Source organism: Arthrobacter zhaoguopingii, from assembly GCF_009828595.1.
Lineage (GTDB): Bacteria > Actinomycetota > Actinomycetes > Actinomycetales > Micrococcaceae > Arthrobacter_D > Arthrobacter_D zhaoguopingii.
Genome location: NZ_WPNY01000005.1, coordinates 23,694 through 41,879, shown reverse-complemented (window position 1 = coordinate 41,879; position 18,186 = coordinate 23,694). Strand labels below are relative to the sequence as shown.

General features: G+C 64.7%; 19 protein-coding genes. 12 read left to right on the top strand and 7 right to left on the bottom strand.

Translation table 11 applies throughout. The features are described 5' to 3' along the window. Positions 1 to 80: 80 nt before the first annotated feature. From GVV86_RS08410 to GVV86_RS08395, 4 genes are all read right to left on the bottom strand, one after another. Complete coding sequence (locus GVV86_RS08410; RefSeq protein ID WP_159617932.1) at positions 81 to 272, bottom strand: hypothetical protein; 192 nt, start codon at positions 270 to 272, stop codon at positions 81 to 83. Between the two features lie 151 nt (positions 273 to 423). Next, positions 424 to 615 carry a hypothetical protein gene (locus GVV86_RS08405; protein WP_159802508.1) on the bottom strand — a complete coding sequence of 64 codons (192 nt, stop codon included), beginning with the start codon at positions 613 to 615 and terminating at the stop codon, positions 424 to 426. A 325-nt stretch (positions 616 to 940) separates the two neighbouring features. After that, a complete protein-coding gene (locus tag GVV86_RS08400) occupies positions 941 to 2,548 on the bottom strand; it encodes a cryptochrome/photolyase family protein (RefSeq protein WP_159802507.1) in 1,608 nt (535 codons plus the stop codon). Between the two features lie 121 nt (positions 2,549 to 2,669). Further along, complete coding sequence (locus tag GVV86_RS08395) at positions 2,670 to 3,278, bottom strand: TetR/AcrR family transcriptional regulator (RefSeq protein WP_159802506.1); 609 nt, start codon at positions 3,276 to 3,278, stop codon at positions 2,670 to 2,672. A 156-nt stretch (positions 3,279 to 3,434) separates the two neighbouring features. Between GVV86_RS08395 and GVV86_RS08390 the strand changes: the two genes are divergently transcribed. The 5 genes from GVV86_RS08390 to GVV86_RS08370 all read left to right on the top strand — a co-directional run bounded on the left by GVV86_RS08390 (position 3,435) and on the right by GVV86_RS08370 (position 7,452). Continuing rightward, on the top strand, positions 3,435 to 4,379 hold the full coding sequence (locus GVV86_RS08390; RefSeq protein WP_159802505.1) for an alpha/beta hydrolase family protein: 945 nt from the start codon (positions 3,435 to 3,437) through the stop codon (positions 4,377 to 4,379). Between the two features lie 43 nt (positions 4,380 to 4,422). Next, positions 4,423 to 5,445, top strand: a complete 1,023-nt coding sequence (locus tag GVV86_RS08385; protein WP_159802504.1) for an aldo/keto reductase — start codon at positions 4,423 to 4,425, stop codon at positions 5,443 to 5,445. 123 nt (positions 5,446 to 5,568) lie between these two features. Next, on the top strand, positions 5,569 to 6,423 hold the full coding sequence (locus tag GVV86_RS08380; protein WP_159802503.1) for an alpha/beta fold hydrolase: 855 nt from the start codon (positions 5,569 to 5,571) through the stop codon (positions 6,421 to 6,423). Beyond that, on the top strand, positions 6,416 to 7,054 hold the full coding sequence (locus tag GVV86_RS08375) for a TetR/AcrR family transcriptional regulator (protein ID WP_159617925.1): 639 nt from the start codon (positions 6,416 to 6,418) through the stop codon (positions 7,052 to 7,054). The genes GVV86_RS08380 and GVV86_RS08375 overlap by 8 nt, the downstream gene beginning before the upstream one ends. Next, the gene (locus GVV86_RS08370; RefSeq protein ID WP_159617924.1) at positions 7,051 to 7,452 is read left to right on the top strand and encodes a hypothetical protein; all 402 of its coding nucleotides are present in this window, start codon (positions 7,051 to 7,053) and stop codon (positions 7,450 to 7,452) included. The genes GVV86_RS08375 and GVV86_RS08370 overlap by 4 nt, the downstream gene beginning before the upstream one ends. A gap of 55 nt (positions 7,453 to 7,507) precedes the next feature. Here the strand turns inward: GVV86_RS08370 and GVV86_RS08365 are convergent, their stop codons facing one another. Next, positions 7,508 to 8,113 carry a TetR/AcrR family transcriptional regulator gene (locus GVV86_RS08365; RefSeq protein ID WP_159617923.1) on the bottom strand — a complete coding sequence of 202 codons (606 nt, stop codon included), beginning with the start codon at positions 8,111 to 8,113 and terminating at the stop codon, positions 7,508 to 7,510. A gap of 409 nt (positions 8,114 to 8,522) precedes the next feature. Here GVV86_RS08365 and GVV86_RS08360 point away from each other — a divergent pair, with 409 nt between their 5' ends. Then, on the top strand, positions 8,523 to 9,458 hold the full coding sequence (locus tag GVV86_RS08360; RefSeq protein ID WP_159617922.1) for a CPBP family intramembrane glutamic endopeptidase: 936 nt from the start codon (positions 8,523 to 8,525) through the stop codon (positions 9,456 to 9,458). Between the two features lie 250 nt (positions 9,459 to 9,708). Here the strand turns inward: GVV86_RS08360 and GVV86_RS08355 are convergent, their stop codons facing one another. Further along, positions 9,709 to 10,686, bottom strand: coding sequence for a DUF5996 family protein (locus GVV86_RS08355; RefSeq protein WP_246669920.1), 978 nt, complete (start codon positions 10,684 to 10,686; stop codon positions 9,709 to 9,711). Between the two features lie 321 nt (positions 10,687 to 11,007). On the opposite strand from GVV86_RS08355, the gene GVV86_RS08350 reads away from it, so the two are divergent. The 6 genes from GVV86_RS08350 (at position 11,008) to GVV86_RS08325 (ending at position 15,492) form a co-directional block, all read left to right on the top strand. After that, the gene (locus tag GVV86_RS08350) at positions 11,008 to 11,373 is read left to right on the top strand and encodes a GNAT family N-acetyltransferase (RefSeq protein ID WP_246669919.1); all 366 of its coding nucleotides are present in this window, start codon (positions 11,008 to 11,010) and stop codon (positions 11,371 to 11,373) included. Positions 11,374 to 11,467: 94 nt separating this feature from the next. Beyond that, the gene (locus GVV86_RS08345; RefSeq protein WP_159617920.1) at positions 11,468 to 12,205 is read left to right on the top strand and encodes a flavodoxin family protein; all 738 of its coding nucleotides are present in this window, start codon (positions 11,468 to 11,470) and stop codon (positions 12,203 to 12,205) included. A 320-nt stretch (positions 12,206 to 12,525) separates the two neighbouring features. Beyond that, the gene (locus GVV86_RS08340; protein ID WP_159802501.1) at positions 12,526 to 12,891 is read left to right on the top strand and encodes a TetR/AcrR family transcriptional regulator; all 366 of its coding nucleotides are present in this window, start codon (positions 12,526 to 12,528) and stop codon (positions 12,889 to 12,891) included. After that, positions 12,888 to 13,247 carry a hypothetical protein gene (locus GVV86_RS08335; protein WP_159802500.1) on the top strand — a complete coding sequence of 120 codons (360 nt, stop codon included), beginning with the start codon at positions 12,888 to 12,890 and terminating at the stop codon, positions 13,245 to 13,247. The genes GVV86_RS08340 and GVV86_RS08335 overlap by 4 nt, the downstream gene beginning before the upstream one ends. 65 nt (positions 13,248 to 13,312) lie before the next feature. Further along, complete coding sequence (locus tag GVV86_RS08330) at positions 13,313 to 14,263, top strand: alpha/beta hydrolase family protein (RefSeq protein WP_246669935.1); 951 nt, start codon at positions 13,313 to 13,315, stop codon at positions 14,261 to 14,263. A gap of 227 nt (positions 14,264 to 14,490) precedes the next feature. Further along, a complete protein-coding gene (locus tag GVV86_RS08325; protein ID WP_246669918.1) occupies positions 14,491 to 15,492 on the top strand; it encodes a zinc-binding alcohol dehydrogenase family protein in 1,002 nt (333 codons plus the stop codon). 223 nt (positions 15,493 to 15,715) lie between these two features. Here the strand turns inward: GVV86_RS08325 and pbp4b are convergent, their stop codons facing one another. Next, entirely contained in the window at positions 15,716 to 18,025 is a 2,310-nt protein-coding gene (gene pbp4b / locus GVV86_RS08320; RefSeq protein ID WP_159802498.1) for a penicillin binding protein PBP4B, read from the bottom strand. Between the last annotated feature and the right edge of the window lie 161 nt (positions 18,026 to 18,186).

Sequence of the window (18,186 nt, the reverse complement as noted above, 5' to 3'; positions counted from 1 at the left end):
ATATTCTGTCGACAACCTAGCCATCAGCTAGCTTCCCTTCTTCTGCCGCACTAGTCAATTCGCCCTACGGCTTGTCACTGTTACTCGCCAGTGGGGGCAACAACCTCGACCGTTGCGAATCTCTTGCCGGCTTCGCTGAATGGCATCGCGACGACCATGAATCCGTAGGTGCCCGGGGCGAGGTCGGCCCCGAGGGTGATTGGCATCGAGTAGTGGCCGTTTGCATCCGCATAAACCACCGGCTCATCCAGAAGATTGGCATCCGTATGCATCGGACCGAAACCCACGAAGATCTCTGCTCCGGGGGTGTAACCGTCACCAACGATGTTCCAAGTCGTTCCCGCTTCCCGTTCGACCCTGACGGCGTCCCATTCCGGAACGGGCGTCAGGTCAGGATAGGACGCTGGGGCCGGCTGCGGCGCCTCAGGAGACGGAGCGGGTGGTTCCACGGTGGGCGCGGGCACCGCGGCGGGCGTCGGCGCTGGGGTGGGAGTCGGCGCCGGGGTGGGCGTCGGAGTGGGAGTCGGAGTCGTCTCCTGGCTGGTGACCTCCGGCGAGGAGCTCGCTGACGGGCCCTGCGCTTGACCGGACGTAGTCGATTCGGGAGTTGCACACCCGGCGAGCAGAAGGGCTGTGATGGACAGGGCGAGGATTGGTCGCTTTTTCACTGAGGTGCTTTCGTCTTGAAGGGTGGCTCCTCTAAGTTGAGGCCCTCGAAGCACCGCAGTGGGCCGCAGGGGATTCGACTCAGTGGAAACCGGGACAGGGGGTGCTTCGGGCCCCTGTTTCTGCGTGCGTGGCCACCCCCGGCTGCCCCCACAGTCCGGACGGTGAGATGGACTCTACAACCGGGGAATGCCGTGCGCTGCCAGCATTTCATTACGGTCGTGCAACGCTTTGAGGAGCTGCGCTGCACGAATTCGCGGGGAACACACCACATTCACGGTTCACGAGCCGTATCGCGCGCCGGCGTCGTTTTCAGCAGTGCTGTCTCGTGTGCCCCGTCGAGGAACACCCGGGCGCGGCGTCGGTGGTCGTTCAAGGTATCCGGGTCCATGTTCTCAAGCAGGGAGACGATCATCCGCATGCGCGGGTTCCCTTTCAGAACTGCGTGGTGATCCTCGATGAACGTCCAATACAAGCCATCCCAGTCGGCCGTCCACTGCCCCGTGGGGAGGTCTGACATCTTCCGCAGGTAATTGCTGCCGGAGACATAGGGTTTTGTCGTGATTTCCTCGCCCGCAGCGAACTGGCTCATGGCATAGACATTGGGGACCATCACCCAGTCGTACGCGTCGATGAACAGCTCCATGAACCACTCGTATACCTGATCGGGGTGGATCCGCAGCAGGGACATTGCGTTGCCGAGCACCATCAGCCGCTCGATGTGGTGCGCGTACCCGGTGGCGAGTACCCGGGAAATGACCATGTCCACGGGCGCCAGCCCGGTGCGCGCATCCCACCACCCGTCCCCGAGTGCGTTCTGGTGCCCGAGGTGGTTCGAAGTACGCATCTGCCGGCCGCTGGTCCGGTAAGTGGCCCGCATGTATTCACGCCACCCGATCACCTGCCGCACGAACCCCTCCAGTGAGGCGAGGGGGGTATCGGCATCGGCTCCCTCGAGTACCGCCCGCACGACGTCCCGCGGGTCCAGCAGTCCGACGTTCAGCGCTGCCGTCAGCAGACCGTGGGCGATGAACGGATGCGCAGTGGAGATCGCATCCTCGTAGGGTCCGAACTCCTTCAATCGTTCGCTGACGAACTCCTGCAGGTGCCGGCGCGCTTCGTCGCCGCTGGTGGGCCAGGCGAACAGGTGGGGGTCCCCCGGAGCGTTCGGGAACTCGGCACTCACCCAGGCGATCGCGAGGTCCACCGCGGGATGCATCCGGTCACCAGCCCCGTCCCCCATCAGCGCCTCAATATCGAGGGTCCCTTCTGACCGGAGGACGGGATGGCGCGCAAAACGGCCCACCACGTGAGGGCTATAACCGCGCGGAAGCTTCTTTCGGTTTTCGGCATCGAAGGACCACCTCCCGCCGAGGGGTTCCCCGTCGTCGAGCAGAATGCCGAGTCGACGGCGCTGCCACACATAGAAGTCCTGCATCCGGGAGTCATTGTGTGCGAACCAGTCATCGATCTGCTTCCGGTCGGTGAGGAAGTTCGGTGTCTCGAACACGTCGTCCCGGCGCATCCGGTAGCCGCCGTCGGCGAGCGCTGCGAACAGGTCCCGCTCGAGCCAGTCATCGACCACGTCGAACCAGGTCACCTGCACCGGGTTCCGCTTCCGGACCAGCCCGGCGAGCTGATCGGAGGAGCTATGGCCGGCATCGCTTGCAAGGACGACGACCTCGTAGCCGCGCCCGCTCAGGCGGCGGGCAAAGCGGGCCATCGACGCACGGTGCAGCACCAGCTTGTGGGAATGGAACGCGTACTGACGGAAGAGAAGATCATGCTCGATGAGCACAAACACCGTGCCATCTGCAGCTTCAAGGTGCTGGTCGAAGAGCTGGTGCGGCAGGACGAGGCGCAGACGCGGGCCGGAGTTCATGGCCTAAGGATAGGCGGGCCCGGGCCCGCAGTGCGGAGAGGTGAATGCCTCCTCGTCTGTCCTCCTCCTGGGCCTGCGCTGGGCGCCTACGAGCCGGCGGGGTCCTGCCTTCCGGTTCCCTTTAATCGTCGGTCTGCGGCAGAGCGGGTCGACCCAGCCCCCTAATGAGCAGTTTGACCAGCCGGTCGGCGTCGTACCGCGGATCCTTGCCGGCGCCGGCACATAGATTGCCGACCCCGCGCATAAGTTCATAGGCGCTTATGTCCGGGTCGATCTCCCCTGCTGCCACGGCGGCTCGGAGCAGATGCGCGCACACCGGCACCAGCCGGTCGACGAAGTAGGTGTGCAGGGCGTCAAAGCCATCCCTGTCGTTTTGCAGAGCTGCGGCCAGGCCGTGCTTGGTGACGAGGAATTCGACGAAAAGGTCAATCCACCGGCCGAGCGCCGAATGAGGGGATTCGGTAGCGGCCAGCAGGGCCGGACCGGCCTCGGCACACGCCTCCACCTGGTGCCGGTACACGGCGATGATGAGGTCCGCGCGGGTCGGGAAGTGACGATAGATCGTGCCGACCCCCACCCCGGCCTTGCCTGCTATTTCGCGTACCGGCGCGTCAACGCCGGAGGCGACAAAGACAGCAGCGGCAGCGGCAAGGAGCACCTGTTCATTGCGTAAGGAATCCGCACGTTTCCGCTGAATCCCCTGCCCTGCCTGCCCGGCGTCCAGACTCATATCCCTGATCCTCTTTTGTCCACGTTGCTAAACGGAACAGCGTTCCGTATAGTCAAACGGAGCAACGTTCCTTTTAGTAAGTATGTCAGACCGGATAGCTCACCTACAGGCGGCGTCCGGGCGACACATCATCCCTCCCGACGGAAAGCCCGTGGCATGACAGATCTTCTCTCCTCGCATGCAGACCCGGCCGACGGTGCTCCGGTTCCGGTCATGTCTGTCAGCCCGGTGGTGCTGCCGGTCCGCGGCCGCGGTGACGACCTCCGGGTGCGGGTCTCCGCTCCGGTGACCGGGCGCGGGCTGCCCGTGATCGTCTTCTCCCACGGCAATGGTTCGTCTATGAGGGACTACGGCCCTCTGGTCGATCATTGGGCAGCGCACGGCTTCACCGTCATCCAGCCAACCCACCTCGACTCGCGGATGCTGAACCTCCACCCTCAGGACCCACGGTTCTCCGAGAGATGGCGCTTGCGCGTGAACGACCTCCAACAGATCCTTGACCAGCTCGACTCCATCGAAGCTGCCGTGCCGGGCCTGGCCGGGCGCCTGGACCACCGCCGGATCGCCGCGGCCGGCCACTCCTGGGGCGGCCACACAGTCGGCCAGCTGCTCGGTGCGCGGGTCATGGGGCCGGACGGCGGGCCGGGAGCGGACCTGTCCGACCCTCGGATCACGGCTGGCGTGCTGCTGGCCGCCCCCGGGAGGGGCGGCGCTGATCTGACGGAGTTCGCCGCAGCGAATTACCCCTTCCTGAACCAAAGCTTCACCGACATGACCGCCCCCGCTCTCGTCATCGCGGGAGATAGGGACCGCACCCCCCTCAGCGTCCGGGGCGCGGACTGGTGCGCGGATCCCTACCATCTCAGTCCGGGCAAAAAGAGCCTGCTGACCGTCTTCGGGGCAGAACACTCGCTGGGAGGAATTCCCGGCTACGGAGCTGCGGAGACCACCGACGAGAACCCGACCCGGGTCGCCTTCATCCAGCACGCCATCTCCTCCTACCTGCGCAGCGCGCTGTCTCCCACCGATCCGAGCTGGCGCGAGAGCGTCACCGCGCTTGACGAGAACCCGGCTCCGCTCGGCCGCATCGACAGCAAATAGCTCCTCACAACCCAACCCCACCCACATCGAAAGGGACACCCTCATGCAGTACAACACCCTCGGCCGCACCGGCCTGCAGATCAGCTCGCTCGCGCTGGGCGCCATGAACTTTGGGAAGATCGGCCGGACCACACAAGACGAAGCAACCGCGCTGGTGGACGCCGCCCTCGAGGCCGGGATCAACCTGATCGACACCGCCGACGTGTACAGCGGCGGCCAGTCCGAGGAAATGGTCGGCAAGGCGGTCGCCGGCCGCCGCGACGATGTCGTCCTCGCCACCAAAGCGGGCCTGCCCATGGGCGACGAGCGCAACCGCCAGGGCAGCTCCCGGCGCTGGCTGATCACGGAACTGGAGGCGAGCCTGCGCCGGCTCAACGTCGAGCACATCGACCTCTACCAGATCCACCGTTGGGACCCGAGGACCAGCGATGAAGAAACCCTCTCCGCTCTGACCGACCTGCAGCGCGCCGGCAAGATCCGCCACTTCGGCTCCTCAACCTTCCCGGCGTACCGCATTGTCCAGGCCCAGTGGGCCGCCAGCTCGCACCACCTGAGCCGTTATGTCACGGAGCAGCCCAGCTACTCAATCCTGCAGCGCGGCATCGAAACCCACGTACTTCCCGCCGCCCAGGAGTATGGCATGGGTGTCCTGGCGTGGAGCCCCCTCGCCTCCGGATGGCTCTCAGGCGCCATCCGCGAGGGCCAGGAGATCGGCACGAACCGCTCGGGCTTCATGCAGCACAGATTCGACGTCTCCATTCCCGTCAACCGGGCGAAGCTTGACGCCGTTGAACAGCTGGCCAGGGTGGCCGACGGCGCCGGCCTCACCATGATTCAGCTCGCGCTCGGCTTCGTCACAGCGCATCCGGCGGTCACCAGCGCACTGATCGGACCGCGCACCATGGATCACCTGCACTCCCAGATCGCCGCCGCCGACACCGTCCTGTCCGCAGAGATCCTTGACGCGATCGATGCCATCGTGCCACCCGGCACCGATCTCGCACCGCAGGAGAAGAACGACGCCCCGCCGGCCCTGCTCGATTCGTCACTGCGTCGGCGAAGCTGATTCCCCGCTCCCCCGAAACGACACCACTTTTCCAACCACCACATGGTGGCGCTGTGGGGCTTTGACAGATTCGGCTAAACGCTTTAGCTTTAAGCTATTACTATTAGCCATTTGGAGGCTGTCATGACCGAGCACATGAGCACCCCTGAGGGGACCATCGCCTACGAACTGAGCGGTGAGGGACCCCTCGTGATCCTCGCCCATGGCATAGGCGACAGCCGGCACTCTTACCGCTTCATCGCCCCGGCCCTGGTGGCCGCCGGCTACCGGGTCGCCAACATGGATATCCGCGGCTGCGGCGAATCCAGCACCGGCTGGAACGGCTACAGCCGCACCGACATCGCCGGTGACCTTGTCGCCCTGGTGCGTTCACTCGGCGGCCCGGCAGTAATTGTGGGCCACTCGATCAGCGGCGGCGCGGCCACCATCGCCGCCGCGACAGCGCCCGACCTGGTCGCCGGGGTCGCGGAACTGGCCCCCTTCACCCGCAGGCAGACAGCCGACCTCGGCGGCCTGCTCCGGCACAAGGACTACCGGGCCGGCACGATCCGGCTCGCGAAGGTCTTGATGACCGGCAGTGTGAAGGCGTGGCTGGCCTATCTGGACCTGGCGGTCCCGGCCAAACCCGCCGACTGGGAGCGCGAGTCCGGGCGCATCCGGGACACCGTGAGCCGGCCCGAGCGGATGGCGGACCTGCGCGCCATGATGAAGACGTCTCCGGCCGATGCCGGCGCCCAGTTGCCCAAGGTCCGGCGGCCGGTCCTGATTGTCGAGGGCAGTGCCGACCCCGACTGGACCGACCCCCGCGCCGAAGGTGAACGTATTATCGCCGACCTTCCCGACGGCGTCGGTGAACTTGCCGTCATCGAAGGGGCCGGGCATTACCCGCACACCCAGACCCCGGGCGAGCTGCTCGCCCTGCTGCTGCCGTTCCTGGGCAGGACGCTGCCATTTACGACCAAAGTGGACAATGCCTAGGGCCGGATTGGATGCCGCGGCCGTCACCGAAGCCGGCGCCGTCCTCGCTGACGAGATCGGCTTCGCCGAGCTCAGCATGAGCCTCGTCGCCGAACGTCTCGGAGTGAAGACCCCCTCGCTGTACAAGCACGTCGATGGGCTTGCCGACCTCGCCCGCCGCATCTGCGTCCTCGCGGTCACCGAACTGGGCGAGGCAGTGCGTGATGCAACGCAGGGCAGGGCACGCAGGGATGCCCTCGAAGGGGCGGCCCAGGCGCTGCGCGGCTATGTGAAGCAACATCCCGGCCGCTACGCCGCGACCGTCGGGGTCCGGCCCACTGGCCCGGACGATCCCCTCGCCGCGGCACTGGAACGTGCGCTCATCCCCCTTTCCGCCGTGCTGCTCGGCTACCGCCTGGATCCTGCGGACGAGGTCCACGCGGTGCGGATGCTGCGCAGCATGCTGCACGGTTTCGCGGCGCTCGAGATCTCCGACGGCTTCCAGCTGCGCACAGACGTCAACAGCAGCTTTACCTGGATGCTCGACTTCATCGACCAGGGCCTGCGGGCGGCAGCGGGCAATGCCGGGCATGGGCATGAGGTGCCCGCGCCAGGGCCCACCGCTGTGATCGACAATCGGCCGGCAGGATGAAAACCGCACGACAATCCACAGGACCCGGAACCAGGGCGCCCGGCCACGACCTCCTCCGCGGAGGGCTGCGCTTCACAGCCGAACTCATTGCCTGGGTCGGCTCCGCCTGGGCGCTGTGGCCGCACTCGATTCCACTCGCCATCGGAGCCGTGGTGCTGCTGATCGGGCTTCCCGCCGTGTTCAGCACCCCGGGCGACCGCCCCGGCGGGGATGGACCGGTCGCCGTCCATGGCATCGTCACCATCCTCATACTGCTGATCCAGCTCGTGGCAGCAACGATAACCGCCTGGATACTCTGGCCCGGGTGGATCGCCGCCGCGGTGACTGCGCTGTGTCTTCTCGTGACCCTCACCGACCACCCCCGCTGGCGCGAACTCACCCGCACCGCCCACGGGTAACCGCGAAGGCTGCACCGCGCCTGTGGCACCTGCCCCGGTCGCGGCGAGTCGCCGGCTAGTGTGTTCCGAGCACCGCGTCAACGGCGAGGTAGAGGGTGGTGGTTTCGGACTGCAGGAGCGGTCCACTCGAGGGCAGGGCCCGCTCGTACGCGAGTCCGTTGAGGACGGTGAGAAGAAACCGCGCCTGCGGTGTGTGATCGGCCCGTTGGAGGGCGCCATCTTCGGCGAGGACTGAAAGCCAGTAGGTGACCCGCCGCAGGGACTGACGCTCGATCCCCGCGTAGGTCGAGCGGAGGTCCGGGGTCTGTTCGGGCTCGATGAAGGCCGTGTACACCCCAGCCCAGGCTTTGCGGGCATCGGCTCCCACTCCGTTGGGAGCGAGGATCTGCCGCAGGCACGCCACCAGACGATCCCGGGCGGACAATGCGGAATCGCGGATCGGATCCTCGGGGAAGAAGTGGTCGTAAATCCGCGCCAGCAGGGCGTCCTGCAGGGCGTCCTGGGTGGGGAAGTGGAACCTCAGCGACCCGACACTGACCCCGGCGCGCCCCGCGACCGCGCGCACGCTGAGATTCGCCGCGGGGTTCTCGGCCATCATCGCCGCCGCCGCAGCAAGGACCTTCTCGCGCGAACTGACATCACCGCCGTCGCGTTTCTCCATCTATGCCTCCCGCTCCATGTTATCGATACATCGTGCTGGCCAGCGCTGCCGACGCACGCATCGAAGGATGAACTCGACAAGACCTACCGGGTAGATGCATGATCCTCGCTTATCACACCGTACTAGTACGCTGTGATAGTGTGTCCTATCGGTCTTGTTCACTGAGGACTCGGTGTTCGGTTGAACACCTTTGTCATGCGGTTCGGTGATGTTGGCCGACACTATTTTGAGAGGAACACATGATGGTTCTACGGATAGACGATCTTTTCGTCGGGGATCCCGGCTCTGCTTCGGGCCGGAGGTCGCTAAGTCACCTGGGGGGACGCCTCCCCGCGGCGCCGCGCGCAGGTGCGGCAGGGTGGGTGGTCCTGTGAGCAGCGGCGCAGTCCCTCAGGACCGGCCACACTCCGTGCAGGAGCAGGACGGCAGGAAGGATTCGGCTCCGATCTCCGACCGGCCCTTCGGCGTGCATATCCGAATGCAGCGGTGGAAGTCCCTGATCGTCCTCATCGCGGTGCCTGTGATCTTGCTCGTTATGCAGATCGCGATTTTTCAGTTTGTGACGCTGATCGAAGGTCCTGCTGATCCGCTGAAACCCGTGCTTACTCCGCTGACGATCCTTGCGGTCGGGATCAGCACCGCCCTTGCCGGGCTGATCACGACAGCGCTCATGGCCCGGTTGGCAAACATCCCGTGGCGGAGCCTTTTCCGCCATAACCGGTCCTTCGATTGGCGCCGCCTGCGCGTTTATCTTCTCGGTGCAGCCGTGCTGGTCGCGATCGGAGGCACTGTCACCAGGCTGATCGCACCTGAGTCCACCGGCACGGGTGCCGTCGAAATTGGAACCACCACCCTCCTCCTCATTCTCGTGACCCTGGTAGCGACACCGTTGCAGTCCGCAGGCGAAGAGGTGCTGTTCCGGGGAGCGGTCGTCCCGGCAGCCGGGGCCTGGTTCCGTGGCGTGCGCCCCGCAATTGCCTTCGGCATTATCGTCTCGGGGGTGTTGTTCGCCCTGGTTCACGTGTCAGTGGAGCCGTGGTTTGTCAGTTATCTTTTTGTCTTTTCCGCCTGCACAGTGATCGTGGGGCTCATCAGTGGAGGGCTCGAAGCGGCGATCGCGTTCCATGTCGCCAATAACGTCGTCGCGGGCATCGTCAACGCCGTGTTCTCCGGCAACGGCACGAGCGCGCTCGACCGGGGCGTCGATTCCGGTCCCGGGCCGGCCATGATCATTCTGATGCTCATGAACGTCGCCGTGGTGATCATGGTATGGCTGATGGAACGCGCGAAACGTTTCCCGGAACGATCCGGTTCCTCTATTGGCGGGACAAACCACCAGGCCTGACGGTATCAACGGTCTGTCGGGTTTCGGCCGTCCATCTGGGCGCCTCCGGGCACCAACGCGGGTTGGACCCACAGGAACCCGGAGCACAGTGGGCATCCCACTGTCTGGACCCGGATACCGTCGCCGAATCGCTTGGCGCTGATCTTTACGCCGGCCGAGGTTCAGCGAATCGCCTCCCCGTCGCCTCGTGCCAAGCACCGTCCTCTCGGTGCTATCCACTTTTGAAGTGGATAGCACCGAGAGTCCTGTCCTATCGGGTGTGCTTGGTGAGTCGGTCGGGATTGACGAGGAGTTCCTCGTCCCAGGATCCGGTGGTCGCCGCGGCACGGTAGGTGGCACGCAGGAACTCGAGCAGGGTGGCGTCGGGGTCCGCCGCGGTCCGCACGGCCTCGTAGGGCAGCAGGAACTGGCGGAATTCCTCGCTGTAGAACGCCCCCTCAACGCCGATGGGTATCTCCCGGTAACCCTCCGGCTCGGGATAGGCGTAGGAGTAGAACGCTCCTTCCTCACCGCCGCCGGCCCAGAAGCCGCAGCTGGAGAGTTCGTGGGAGTACCCCTCCACCATCACCCAGTCGGCGCAGTTCGGGGCACCGCCCGGGTGCGTAGGCGCGGGCCTGCCCGAGAAGCGCGTGCAGGCCATATCCATCGCGCCCCAGAAGTAATGCACCGGGCTGACCTTCCCGAGGAACTCGGCCCTGAACCGGGTGATGACGCGCTCGGCCTGGATCAGCTGGCCCCAGTAGGCGGTGACGGCTTCGGCGTCATAGGAGGTGTTGGCGTGGTCCTCGGCGAACGGGACGGCGGGATCCACCTCCGTGGGGACGGGCCGGATCGGCGCCTCGATCCCCAGCTCCGACAGCGCCGCCATGGTCCGCTCGTGGAACTGCGCCACCGACTGCGGCTCCAGCGGCACGCTGCGGTCCTCCCCGGAGCTGCTGCGGACCAGCAGGCGGTGCGCGACGACGTCGAACTCGAGGTCGAACATGCCGTTGCCGTACGGTATCGACGAGGTACCAAGGCCCCGCGGCGTCACGTACAGCGGCACCTGCCACCAGTGATTGACCAGCGGCGCATGCGCCATCCGGATCTTGCCGACAACCTGCAGCCACATGTGCAGCGTGGACCGGGTGTCCTGCCACTCCGAGACGCGCAGCGCAGGCCACCCGTTCCCCGCCGTAGTTGTCCCGCCTGCGCCCGCCATATCAGCCTGCGGCTCTGGTCGCGTCATACCCGTGTGCATTGTTGGTCCCGTCGTTTGTCGATGAACGTGCGAGGACGCACCGGTCCAGCGTCGGCCGCTGAAGGGTGCATGGGGAGATTCTAACCAGCCGCCCGGTCTGGCTGGCGCATCGTGACACGGGGGCATCACCCGCGCCGGCAGACGAGATTCGCGCAGGTCACAGGATCCTCCATCCCGCCGTTATCGGCGGGTCGACGACGTCCCGGACTCCCGCACCGACGCCCGCCCTGGCTGCGTGGGCAGCAACGGATGCTGGGTCGCGGAGCGAGGAGATTGAGCGTGCTTGGTACTCTTTTTCTGGGAGGGTCAGTGAATGAGTTGAACGTATTTCAGAACATTCCGCGCAGTCGATTCGAGGTACGGGCAGGCGGTCATTACGTTGGTCAGGCCGCTTACGTGGATGACGACCGCGATCATCGTATTTTCTTCCATACGGCCGTGATCGATGAGTATGCGGGGCAGGGGATTGCGGGGACGTTGGCTGAGTACGCACTCAGCAGAACGGTCGCTGAGGCGAGAATCATCGTTCCTGTGTGTCCGTACATCAAAAGTTACCTCGCCGGTCATCCCGAGTATGTGCCCGACGTTTTGGAGCCGACGGAACCGCTCCTCAAATTTCTCGAAGGCGCGCTCCAGTCTCGGAAACGGTCCGCTGCGCCGAAAGGACATGATTGAATCATCGGGACCAGCGATGGGACGACCTGATACTGGATCCGCGGTATCCGCGCCGGAACGTCCGTACCGAACAGCCTCGAAGGATACTCGATTGATGCCAGATCCTCAGCAGCCCCCGCACCGTCAGACGAACCCGGAGGGTCTGCGTGCTCTCTTCCTCAATTGCACGCTGAAACGCAGTCCCGAGCTGAGTCACACCTCGGGTCTCATTGATAAGAGTGCCGACATCATGCGGGCGAATGGGGTGGAGGTGAGCATCATTAGACCGGTTGACCTCGACATAGCGACCGGTGTCTACCCCGACATGACGGAACGGGGGTGGAACCATGACGACTGGCCGATCGTCGCAGCTGAAGTGAAGCGGGCCGACATTCTCGTCCTTGCCGGGCCCATCTGGCTCGGCGACAACAGCTCGATCACCAAGCGGACCATCGAACGCCTCTACTCGATGTCGGGTATGACCCAGGCCAACGGTCAGTTTCTGTACTACGGAAAAACGGCCGGGGCACTGCTGACCGGGAACGAGGACGGCGTCAAGCACTGTGCCATGAACATCCTTTACAGCCTCCAGCACATCGGCTTCTCCATCCCGCCCGCCGCCGATGCGGGATGGATTGGGGAAGCCGGACCCGGACCGAGTTACCTCGACGCAGGCTCGGGCGGACCGGAGAACAACTTCACGAACCGCAATACGACCTTCATGACCTGGAATCTGCTTCATATGGCGGACATGCTGCGGCGCAATAACGGTCTTCCTGCCTGGGGGAATCTCCCCGGGGAATGGAAAGATCGCGATCGTTCCGAGCCGCATCCCAACCCTGAATACCGCTAGTCCCACCGGACCCATCGATAGTCGCTTCAACGTCCGGGTTGTGCACAACCGCTGGCACGGCGTGGAGACCGAGTGCATCAATGGCGGCCTGACTGTGGTGCATCCGGTCCGATCGGTGCCCATTTGAATGCGCCCCCGCGCCCCAGGCGTCCTCGGTGCTACATGGTTTGTGATAGCAGAAGCATGGGTGTGAGCGATGGCGGAGCCCCGGAGTGTGCTTGGAGACCCAAGATGTGCGTTTCAGCAACACCCTTCCCGTTTCAGTCGTTCTCGGGCGGTAGTTTCTTGACCGGTCGTTCTTGAATGAGTATTCTTTAACCATGGGACGTCCGCGGGAGTTTGATATCGGGTCCGCCGTTGCCGCGGCGGCGAGGTTGTTCGCCGCCGAGGGATATGAGGGCTGTTCGATGGATCGGCTGGTGCAGGCCACTGGTGTGCATCGAGCGAGTTTGTACGCTGCCTTTGGCAGCAAGCGCGGCCTTTTTGTCGAGTGCCTGCGAACGTCCATGGCTGATGTCGAGGACCAGTACGGACTCCTGTTGGTGGCACTGGTGGAACTGGCGGCACGGGACGAAGAAGTACGTGCTCTCTGCGCCCAGACCACCGGGGTGTGGGGCGACGACGCGGCCCTGGAGCTTGGAACGCGATTGCTGGCGCGAGCCGGCCTGAACGGAGGAACCTCATGAATAAGGTCTCAATCGACGACACCCGCAAGGTCCTTGTGGTAGAACCACGGGGACTCGACAAGGTCTGGGGCTTCGTCCGACGCATCGAAGTACCCATCGATCAGGTGCGGGGAGCGACGCATGACCCGGGAATCACGGAGGAATACAAGGGAGTGCGTAGCCCTGGCTTGGGTATACCCGGCCACAAATGGGTTGGCACCTGGCGTAAGGACGGCGAGCGACATTATTGGAACGTCGCCGGCGGGAGGACCGCCATCGTGATCCAGACAACATCTCCTCGCTTTCAGCGCCTCTACCTCAGCGTTGAGAATCCGCGGGCCGTTGTGGACTCCATCAACGCGGCGGTGGCCCGGTGATTGGTGGTGGGACTGAGCGGGTGACGGATTCTTTTGACGTGTCGTGGCAGCTCGATGGCATCACCATGGAGGGGACAGTCGTCCGGCCCGACGGTGACGGGCCGTTTCCGGCGGTGATCCTGGTTGCAGGATCCGGGCCTACTGACCGGGATTGGTGTTCACCGGTGGTCCCCGGAAGGCATGGCAGTGGGCGGCTCATCGCGGAGGCACTCGCCCAGGCAGGCATTGCGTCTCTGCGCTTTGACAAGCGGGCCTCCGGCCCCCACGCAATGGACAGTGCCACGAAACTCCTCGGGAAGATCAGCATGCAGTCTCACCTGGATGAACTGGTCGCGGCCGTTCAGGTGCTCACCGGGCTGGACATGATTGACTCCTCACGCATCGTCGGGCTCGGCCATAGCGAGGGGGCCCTTCATGTCCTCCGTTACGCGACCAGCACTCAGGAAGTCCCCTTCGCGGGGCTGATGCTCGCGGCGCCCCCGGGCCGTCCGATACAGCAGGTCCTGCTATCTCAACTGGCTCATCAACTCGCCCAGATCCCCGGCGGCGCCGAGTTCCTTCCGATGATCGAGGAAGCAGCCGCGCGCTACGCGTCCGGAGAGCCGATGAATCCCGACCCCGCTTTACCGGACAGCATCAAGACGCTCCTCGCCGGCTTCGAGGCCCCGATGAACCTGCCGTTCGCGCGCGAACTGTGGGTCGAGTCAGCAAGTGATTACTTGAGCAGGGTGCGGATTCCCACGCTGGTGCTCATCGGCGGGCGCGACATCCAGGTCGATGTCCATGCAGACGGTGAACCGCTCCAGGAAGCCGCCGCCTCCAATCTGAAGGTGACCTTCGCCTTCCCGCCGACTGCGAATCACGTATTCAAAAGAGACACCCGCGACCCGGCCGACATCACCGCCTCACCATTGAGCGGCTACAACACGGACGGATCGCAACTCGACCCCGACAGCTTGGGGGTCATTCTCACCTGGCTTGGGAAGACATTCGACCGCACAGTCCTCCCAGCCTGACCCCCAGCGCTGCTCCCGGTCCGATAACCGCATACCCGTCATGCGTCGGGTCGCGCATCGGCCCGGAGGAACCGGTGAACATTTGGAGAGCACCGCAGGGGTACCGGTGCTGGCTGGCCCGAGGAACACGAGTCTGGCCTTCATTCGAGCGTCCGAACCGAATATAAGGCGAAATATGTACCGGGGGGCCTTGCACGTGTGCGTGGTCGAATCAGTACGGTGGACGCATGAAGACTATGAAAGCCGTCGGCTTCGACGCGGGGCTGCCCATTTCCTCACCCAACAGCCTTCGGGATCTCGAGTTGCCCGTGCCGGAAGCTACCGGTTTTGACCTGCTCGTAGAGGTCCGTGCCGTGTCGGTGAATCCCGTGGACACGAAGGTCCGGGCCGGCTCGCCGTCTCTTGAGACTCCCCGGGTGATTGGTTACGACGCTGTGGGAACCGTCGTCGCTGTCGGCCCTGACGTCACCAGGTTCGCTGTCGGCGACAAGGTCTACTACGCAGGATCCATCGGCCGGTCCGGAACAAATGCCCAGTACCACCTGGTGCGGGAAAACATCGTCGGCCACAAACCCCAGTCACTCAGCGACGCTGCTGCAGCAGCACTGCCGTTGACTGCCATCACTGCCTGGGAAGCACTGTTCGATAAGCTGAAACTCGCCCCGTCGGACTCAGGGACGCTCCTTGTAATCGGCGCCGCGGGGGGTGTCGGATCGCTGATCATCCAACTGGCCAAAGCCCTCACAGACCTGAAGGTCATCGCTGTCGCTTCGAGACCCGAGTCTTCGGAATGGGTTCAATTTATGGGGGCGGACGAGGTAGTTCCGCGTGACTTCGCCAGCGACGTCAAGCGGCTGGCGCCCAACGGAGTGGACTACGTCTTCACCTCCTTCACTCCAGCGAACCTGGAGGCCATTGCTGATGTGATCAAACCCCGAGGGCAGGTCGTATCTATCGATCAGTCCGGCGGCAGCATCGATGCACTGAAAAGCAAGAGCATCACCTGGCACTGGGAGCTCATGTTCACCCGTCCTCTGTTCGAACCTCACGACTACTACCAGCATCAGCTCCTCAACGAGTTCTCCGGGATGATCGACGCCGGACGCATCCGCTCAACGCTGACAACCCACATCGAACCAATCAACGCCGAGGGCCTTCGGCGCGCTCACGAGCTCCTCGAGAGCTCGACCATCACCGGGAAGGTGGTCCTATCCAATTGGCCCTCCTGAATAACCCGGAACGCCTGGCAATCAAGGACGGCCATTCTCCAGCGGCCATAGCTCATGAAGATTGGAGACGCTGGAGGAGTCATCCATATAGGCGAGCCCACACCGGTTCATGAAGAGCCCAACCCAGCAGCGAGGACGCAGCAGGGCCCTCAACCGAGGGCGGGCCTAGGGGGAACCCCTACCTTGCCGCCATCGAAGCTCCGAAGTCACCTGCCCAGGAATATCAGGATCCGGCGCCGGGCACTTCCGGGTAAACGGTCAGGGTTGTGGACAAGGCCAGCTCGACCGGCTCTGCGGGTTGAATGACCGGTGCGGGGAGCGAGACGCGTGCGGTGGCTGCAAACGTGCCGGGCCGCCCACCCTGGTAGGAATCGACCGACCAAACGAGCTGCGCCGTGTGGCGCTGACCGGTGCTGGTCGTGACTGTGGTCGAGATCGGCAGGGCGCCCAGGGCATCCTTGATCGAACGTCCAGATGGAATCGATACCGGCTGCACGGGAGCCACCACTGCGAGCGGAGAGTATTGGTTGCTGCTTTTCCCAAGTGCCCCGTAAATGCGGGCGGTGAGGGACACCAAGTCGGCGAGGGGGAACGCGGTCCCGGCGAAGCCGTTGGGCGGTGATACGACCGGTGAGTGCCGCACGCTGCCCAGGAGCGAGATCGTCATGTTGGCGACCGGGTCGATCACCGTGAGGGTGCCCGTCCAGCCCTGGTGGCCGTAGGTGCTGCGGCTGGGCCCGCCGGTGAAGTGGTAGAAGGACTCGGTCGTTGAGTTGACGCGCCAGCCGAGGCCTGCCGTTGCAGACCCGGGGGCTGCGGGGTCGACGGCGTGCGGCCGCGTGAAGGCGTCCACAACCTCCGCGGTGAACAGCTGCTGTCCGTTGTAGATTCCGTCGTTAAGCATGAGCTGAGTGAGAACGGCCATGTCCCCGGCGGTTGAGAACAGTCCCGCGTGGCCGGCGATCTGCCCCATGGTGTGGAAGGCTTTTTCGTCATGAACCTCACCCTGGAGGGTGTGGCAGCGCAGCGGGACCGGAGCGCCGTCGGGCAGGGTGCCGAACGTGACGTTGCCGTCGCGCGTGTTGCCGTTGAGTTCCGTCGCCGCGATGGAAGTCCTGGAGAACCCGTGGTCCAACGGCGCATAGGTGGTCCTCCGGAGCTGGAGTGGCCCGGCGATCTGGTCGGCGAAGTAGCTGTCGATCCGCTGCCCGGAGAGCTGTTCCACGAGGAGGCCGAGAATCAGATAGTCGACGTCGCTGTAGGCGAAGGTGGTCCGCGGGGCGTACATCAGCGGTGTTTTCGAGATCGCGTCGATGATTCCGGACCGGTCCGCGGGGTCGGCGTTCTGGTGGTACAACTCCCCTGCCGCGAGCCGGTTGGGGTATTCCGGGTCGGGGATCAGGCCGGCCTCGTGGTGGAGGATGTCGCGGATGGTCACGGCGTCCTTGCCCACCTGGCGGGCCGTGATGCCGCCGGTACCGCCGATTGTCCATTTGCCGCTGTACACGCTGTAGGCGTCGGTGAAGTTCTCCCACCCGGGAAAGGACTGGAGGGTGCGGTCGAGGTCCAGCGCGCCCCGGGAGACGAGCTGCTGAACCGCGTAATTGGTGGAATACATCTTCGTGTTGGAGGCCAGGTCGAACAGCGTATCGGTGTGCGTCGCCTCCCATTCCTCCGGCGGCAGCGGCCGCGCCGGCCGGTAGGCGCCATCGATGAAGGGGGTGTCGTACTTTTTCGAATACCCGTACGCACTCTCCTTCACCAGCTTGCCGTCCTTGACGATACTGAGCGACACCGTGCACGCGCCCGCCTCGACCTGGCTGGTGATGAACCCGTCGAGGTCCGCCAGCCGCCCGCTCGAGAAGCCGACAGATTCGGGCGATGCCGCCGCCCCTACGGCGTCGTAGGCGGCGCGTGCCCGGGGCAGCACGAACGCTTCGGCATCGGTCAGGAGAGTTCCCACGTGAAAAAGCGCTTCCACCGCGTCGAAGGAGAAGTAGTAGGTGCCGTGCGCTGCGAAGCCGTCGATGTCCCTGAACGCTGTGTCGGCGTGCTCGGCCGGCATGGTGCCTGAGGTATTGCACCCGGCACGGTCCGTTGCCGTGGACAGATCCACACAGTCCCGTCCGCGGCGAATCGTCAGGATCTCGAGGGTGCCCGGCGGCGCTCCGTCGAACGCGTAGGCGTTCCTGCCCTCCGACAGCTCGACGCCCAGCGTGCCCGGGAGCGCCGTAACCGGCAGGTACGCCTTGAGGCCTCGTCGGAGGACGGCGTTCAGCGGCAGCGGGATGGGCTGTTCGAAGACTCGGGGGTCTCCATCGATAAGCCATGCTTCTGCCACACCATCCGCTGCGCGCACGTACCGGCGGTCTGTGCCGTAGGCGCTGTCACCGGTGACGGTGAACCCGAGGTAGCCGTCCGCGCCGCACTCCGGGATGTGGAACTTCGCCGTGGTCCAACACCCCTCACGGGATGATGACCGGAGCTGCGCTTCGGCGCCGCCCAGAGAACTGACCTGGAATCGGTGAGCCATCTGGCTCACCGAATAGTAGCGAAGGACAAGCCGCGTCGTGGCCCCGACTCGGGGAAACCTCTGCCCGTCGGCCTCCGGCCGGCCCGTCGCTGCCATACTGACGGAAGCGCGCTTCGTCTTTCCGGGCATCAGTCCTCCGTGGAAATGTGCGTAGTTTGTCT

What these genes read in the sequence shown, in the direction of transcription:
- GVV86_RS08410 (WP_159617932.1), bottom strand. Translation starts at nt 272, where the DNA reads ATGCATACGGATGCCAATCTTCTGGATGAGCCGGTGGTTTATGCGGAT.
- GVV86_RS08400 (WP_159802507.1), bottom strand. Translation starts at nt 2,548, where the DNA reads ATGAACTCCGGCCCGCGTCTGCGCCTCGTCCTGCCGCACCAGCTCTTC.
- GVV86_RS08395 (WP_159802506.1), bottom strand. Translation starts at nt 3,278, where the DNA reads ATGAGTCTGGACGCCGGGCAGGCAGGGCAGGGGATTCAGCGGAAACGT.
- GVV86_RS08390 (WP_159802505.1), top strand. Translation starts at nt 3,435, where the DNA reads ATGACAGATCTTCTCTCCTCGCATGCAGACCCGGCCGACGGTGCTCCG.
- GVV86_RS08385 (WP_159802504.1), top strand. Translation starts at nt 4,423, where the DNA reads ATGCAGTACAACACCCTCGGCCGCACCGGCCTGCAGATCAGCTCGCTC.
- GVV86_RS08380 (WP_159802503.1), top strand. Translation starts at nt 5,569, where the DNA reads ATGACCGAGCACATGAGCACCCCTGAGGGGACCATCGCCTACGAACTG.
- GVV86_RS08375 (WP_159617925.1), top strand. Translation starts at nt 6,416, where the DNA reads ATGCCTAGGGCCGGATTGGATGCCGCGGCCGTCACCGAAGCCGGCGCC.
- GVV86_RS08370 (WP_159617924.1), top strand. Translation starts at nt 7,051, where the DNA reads ATGAAAACCGCACGACAATCCACAGGACCCGGAACCAGGGCGCCCGGC.
- GVV86_RS08365 (WP_159617923.1), bottom strand. Translation starts at nt 8,113, where the DNA reads ATGGAGAAACGCGACGGCGGTGATGTCAGTTCGCGCGAGAAGGTCCTT.
- GVV86_RS08355 (WP_246669920.1), bottom strand. Translation starts at nt 10,686, where the DNA reads ATGACGCGACCAGAGCCGCAGGCTGATATGGCGGGCGCAGGCGGGACA.
- GVV86_RS08345 (WP_159617920.1), top strand. Translation starts at nt 11,468, where the DNA reads ATGCCAGATCCTCAGCAGCCCCCGCACCGTCAGACGAACCCGGAGGGT.
- GVV86_RS08340 (WP_159802501.1), top strand. Translation starts at nt 12,526, where the DNA reads ATGGGACGTCCGCGGGAGTTTGATATCGGGTCCGCCGTTGCCGCGGCG.
- GVV86_RS08335 (WP_159802500.1), top strand. Translation starts at nt 12,888, where the DNA reads ATGAATAAGGTCTCAATCGACGACACCCGCAAGGTCCTTGTGGTAGAA.
- GVV86_RS08330 (WP_246669935.1), top strand. Translation starts at nt 13,313, where the DNA reads ATGGAGGGGACAGTCGTCCGGCCCGACGGTGACGGGCCGTTTCCGGCG.
- GVV86_RS08325 (WP_246669918.1), top strand. Translation starts at nt 14,491, where the DNA reads ATGAAGACTATGAAAGCCGTCGGCTTCGACGCGGGGCTGCCCATTTCC.
- pbp4b (WP_159802498.1), bottom strand. Translation starts at nt 18,025, where the DNA reads ATGGCTCACCGATTCCAGGTCAGTTCTCTGGGCGGCGCCGAAGCGCAG.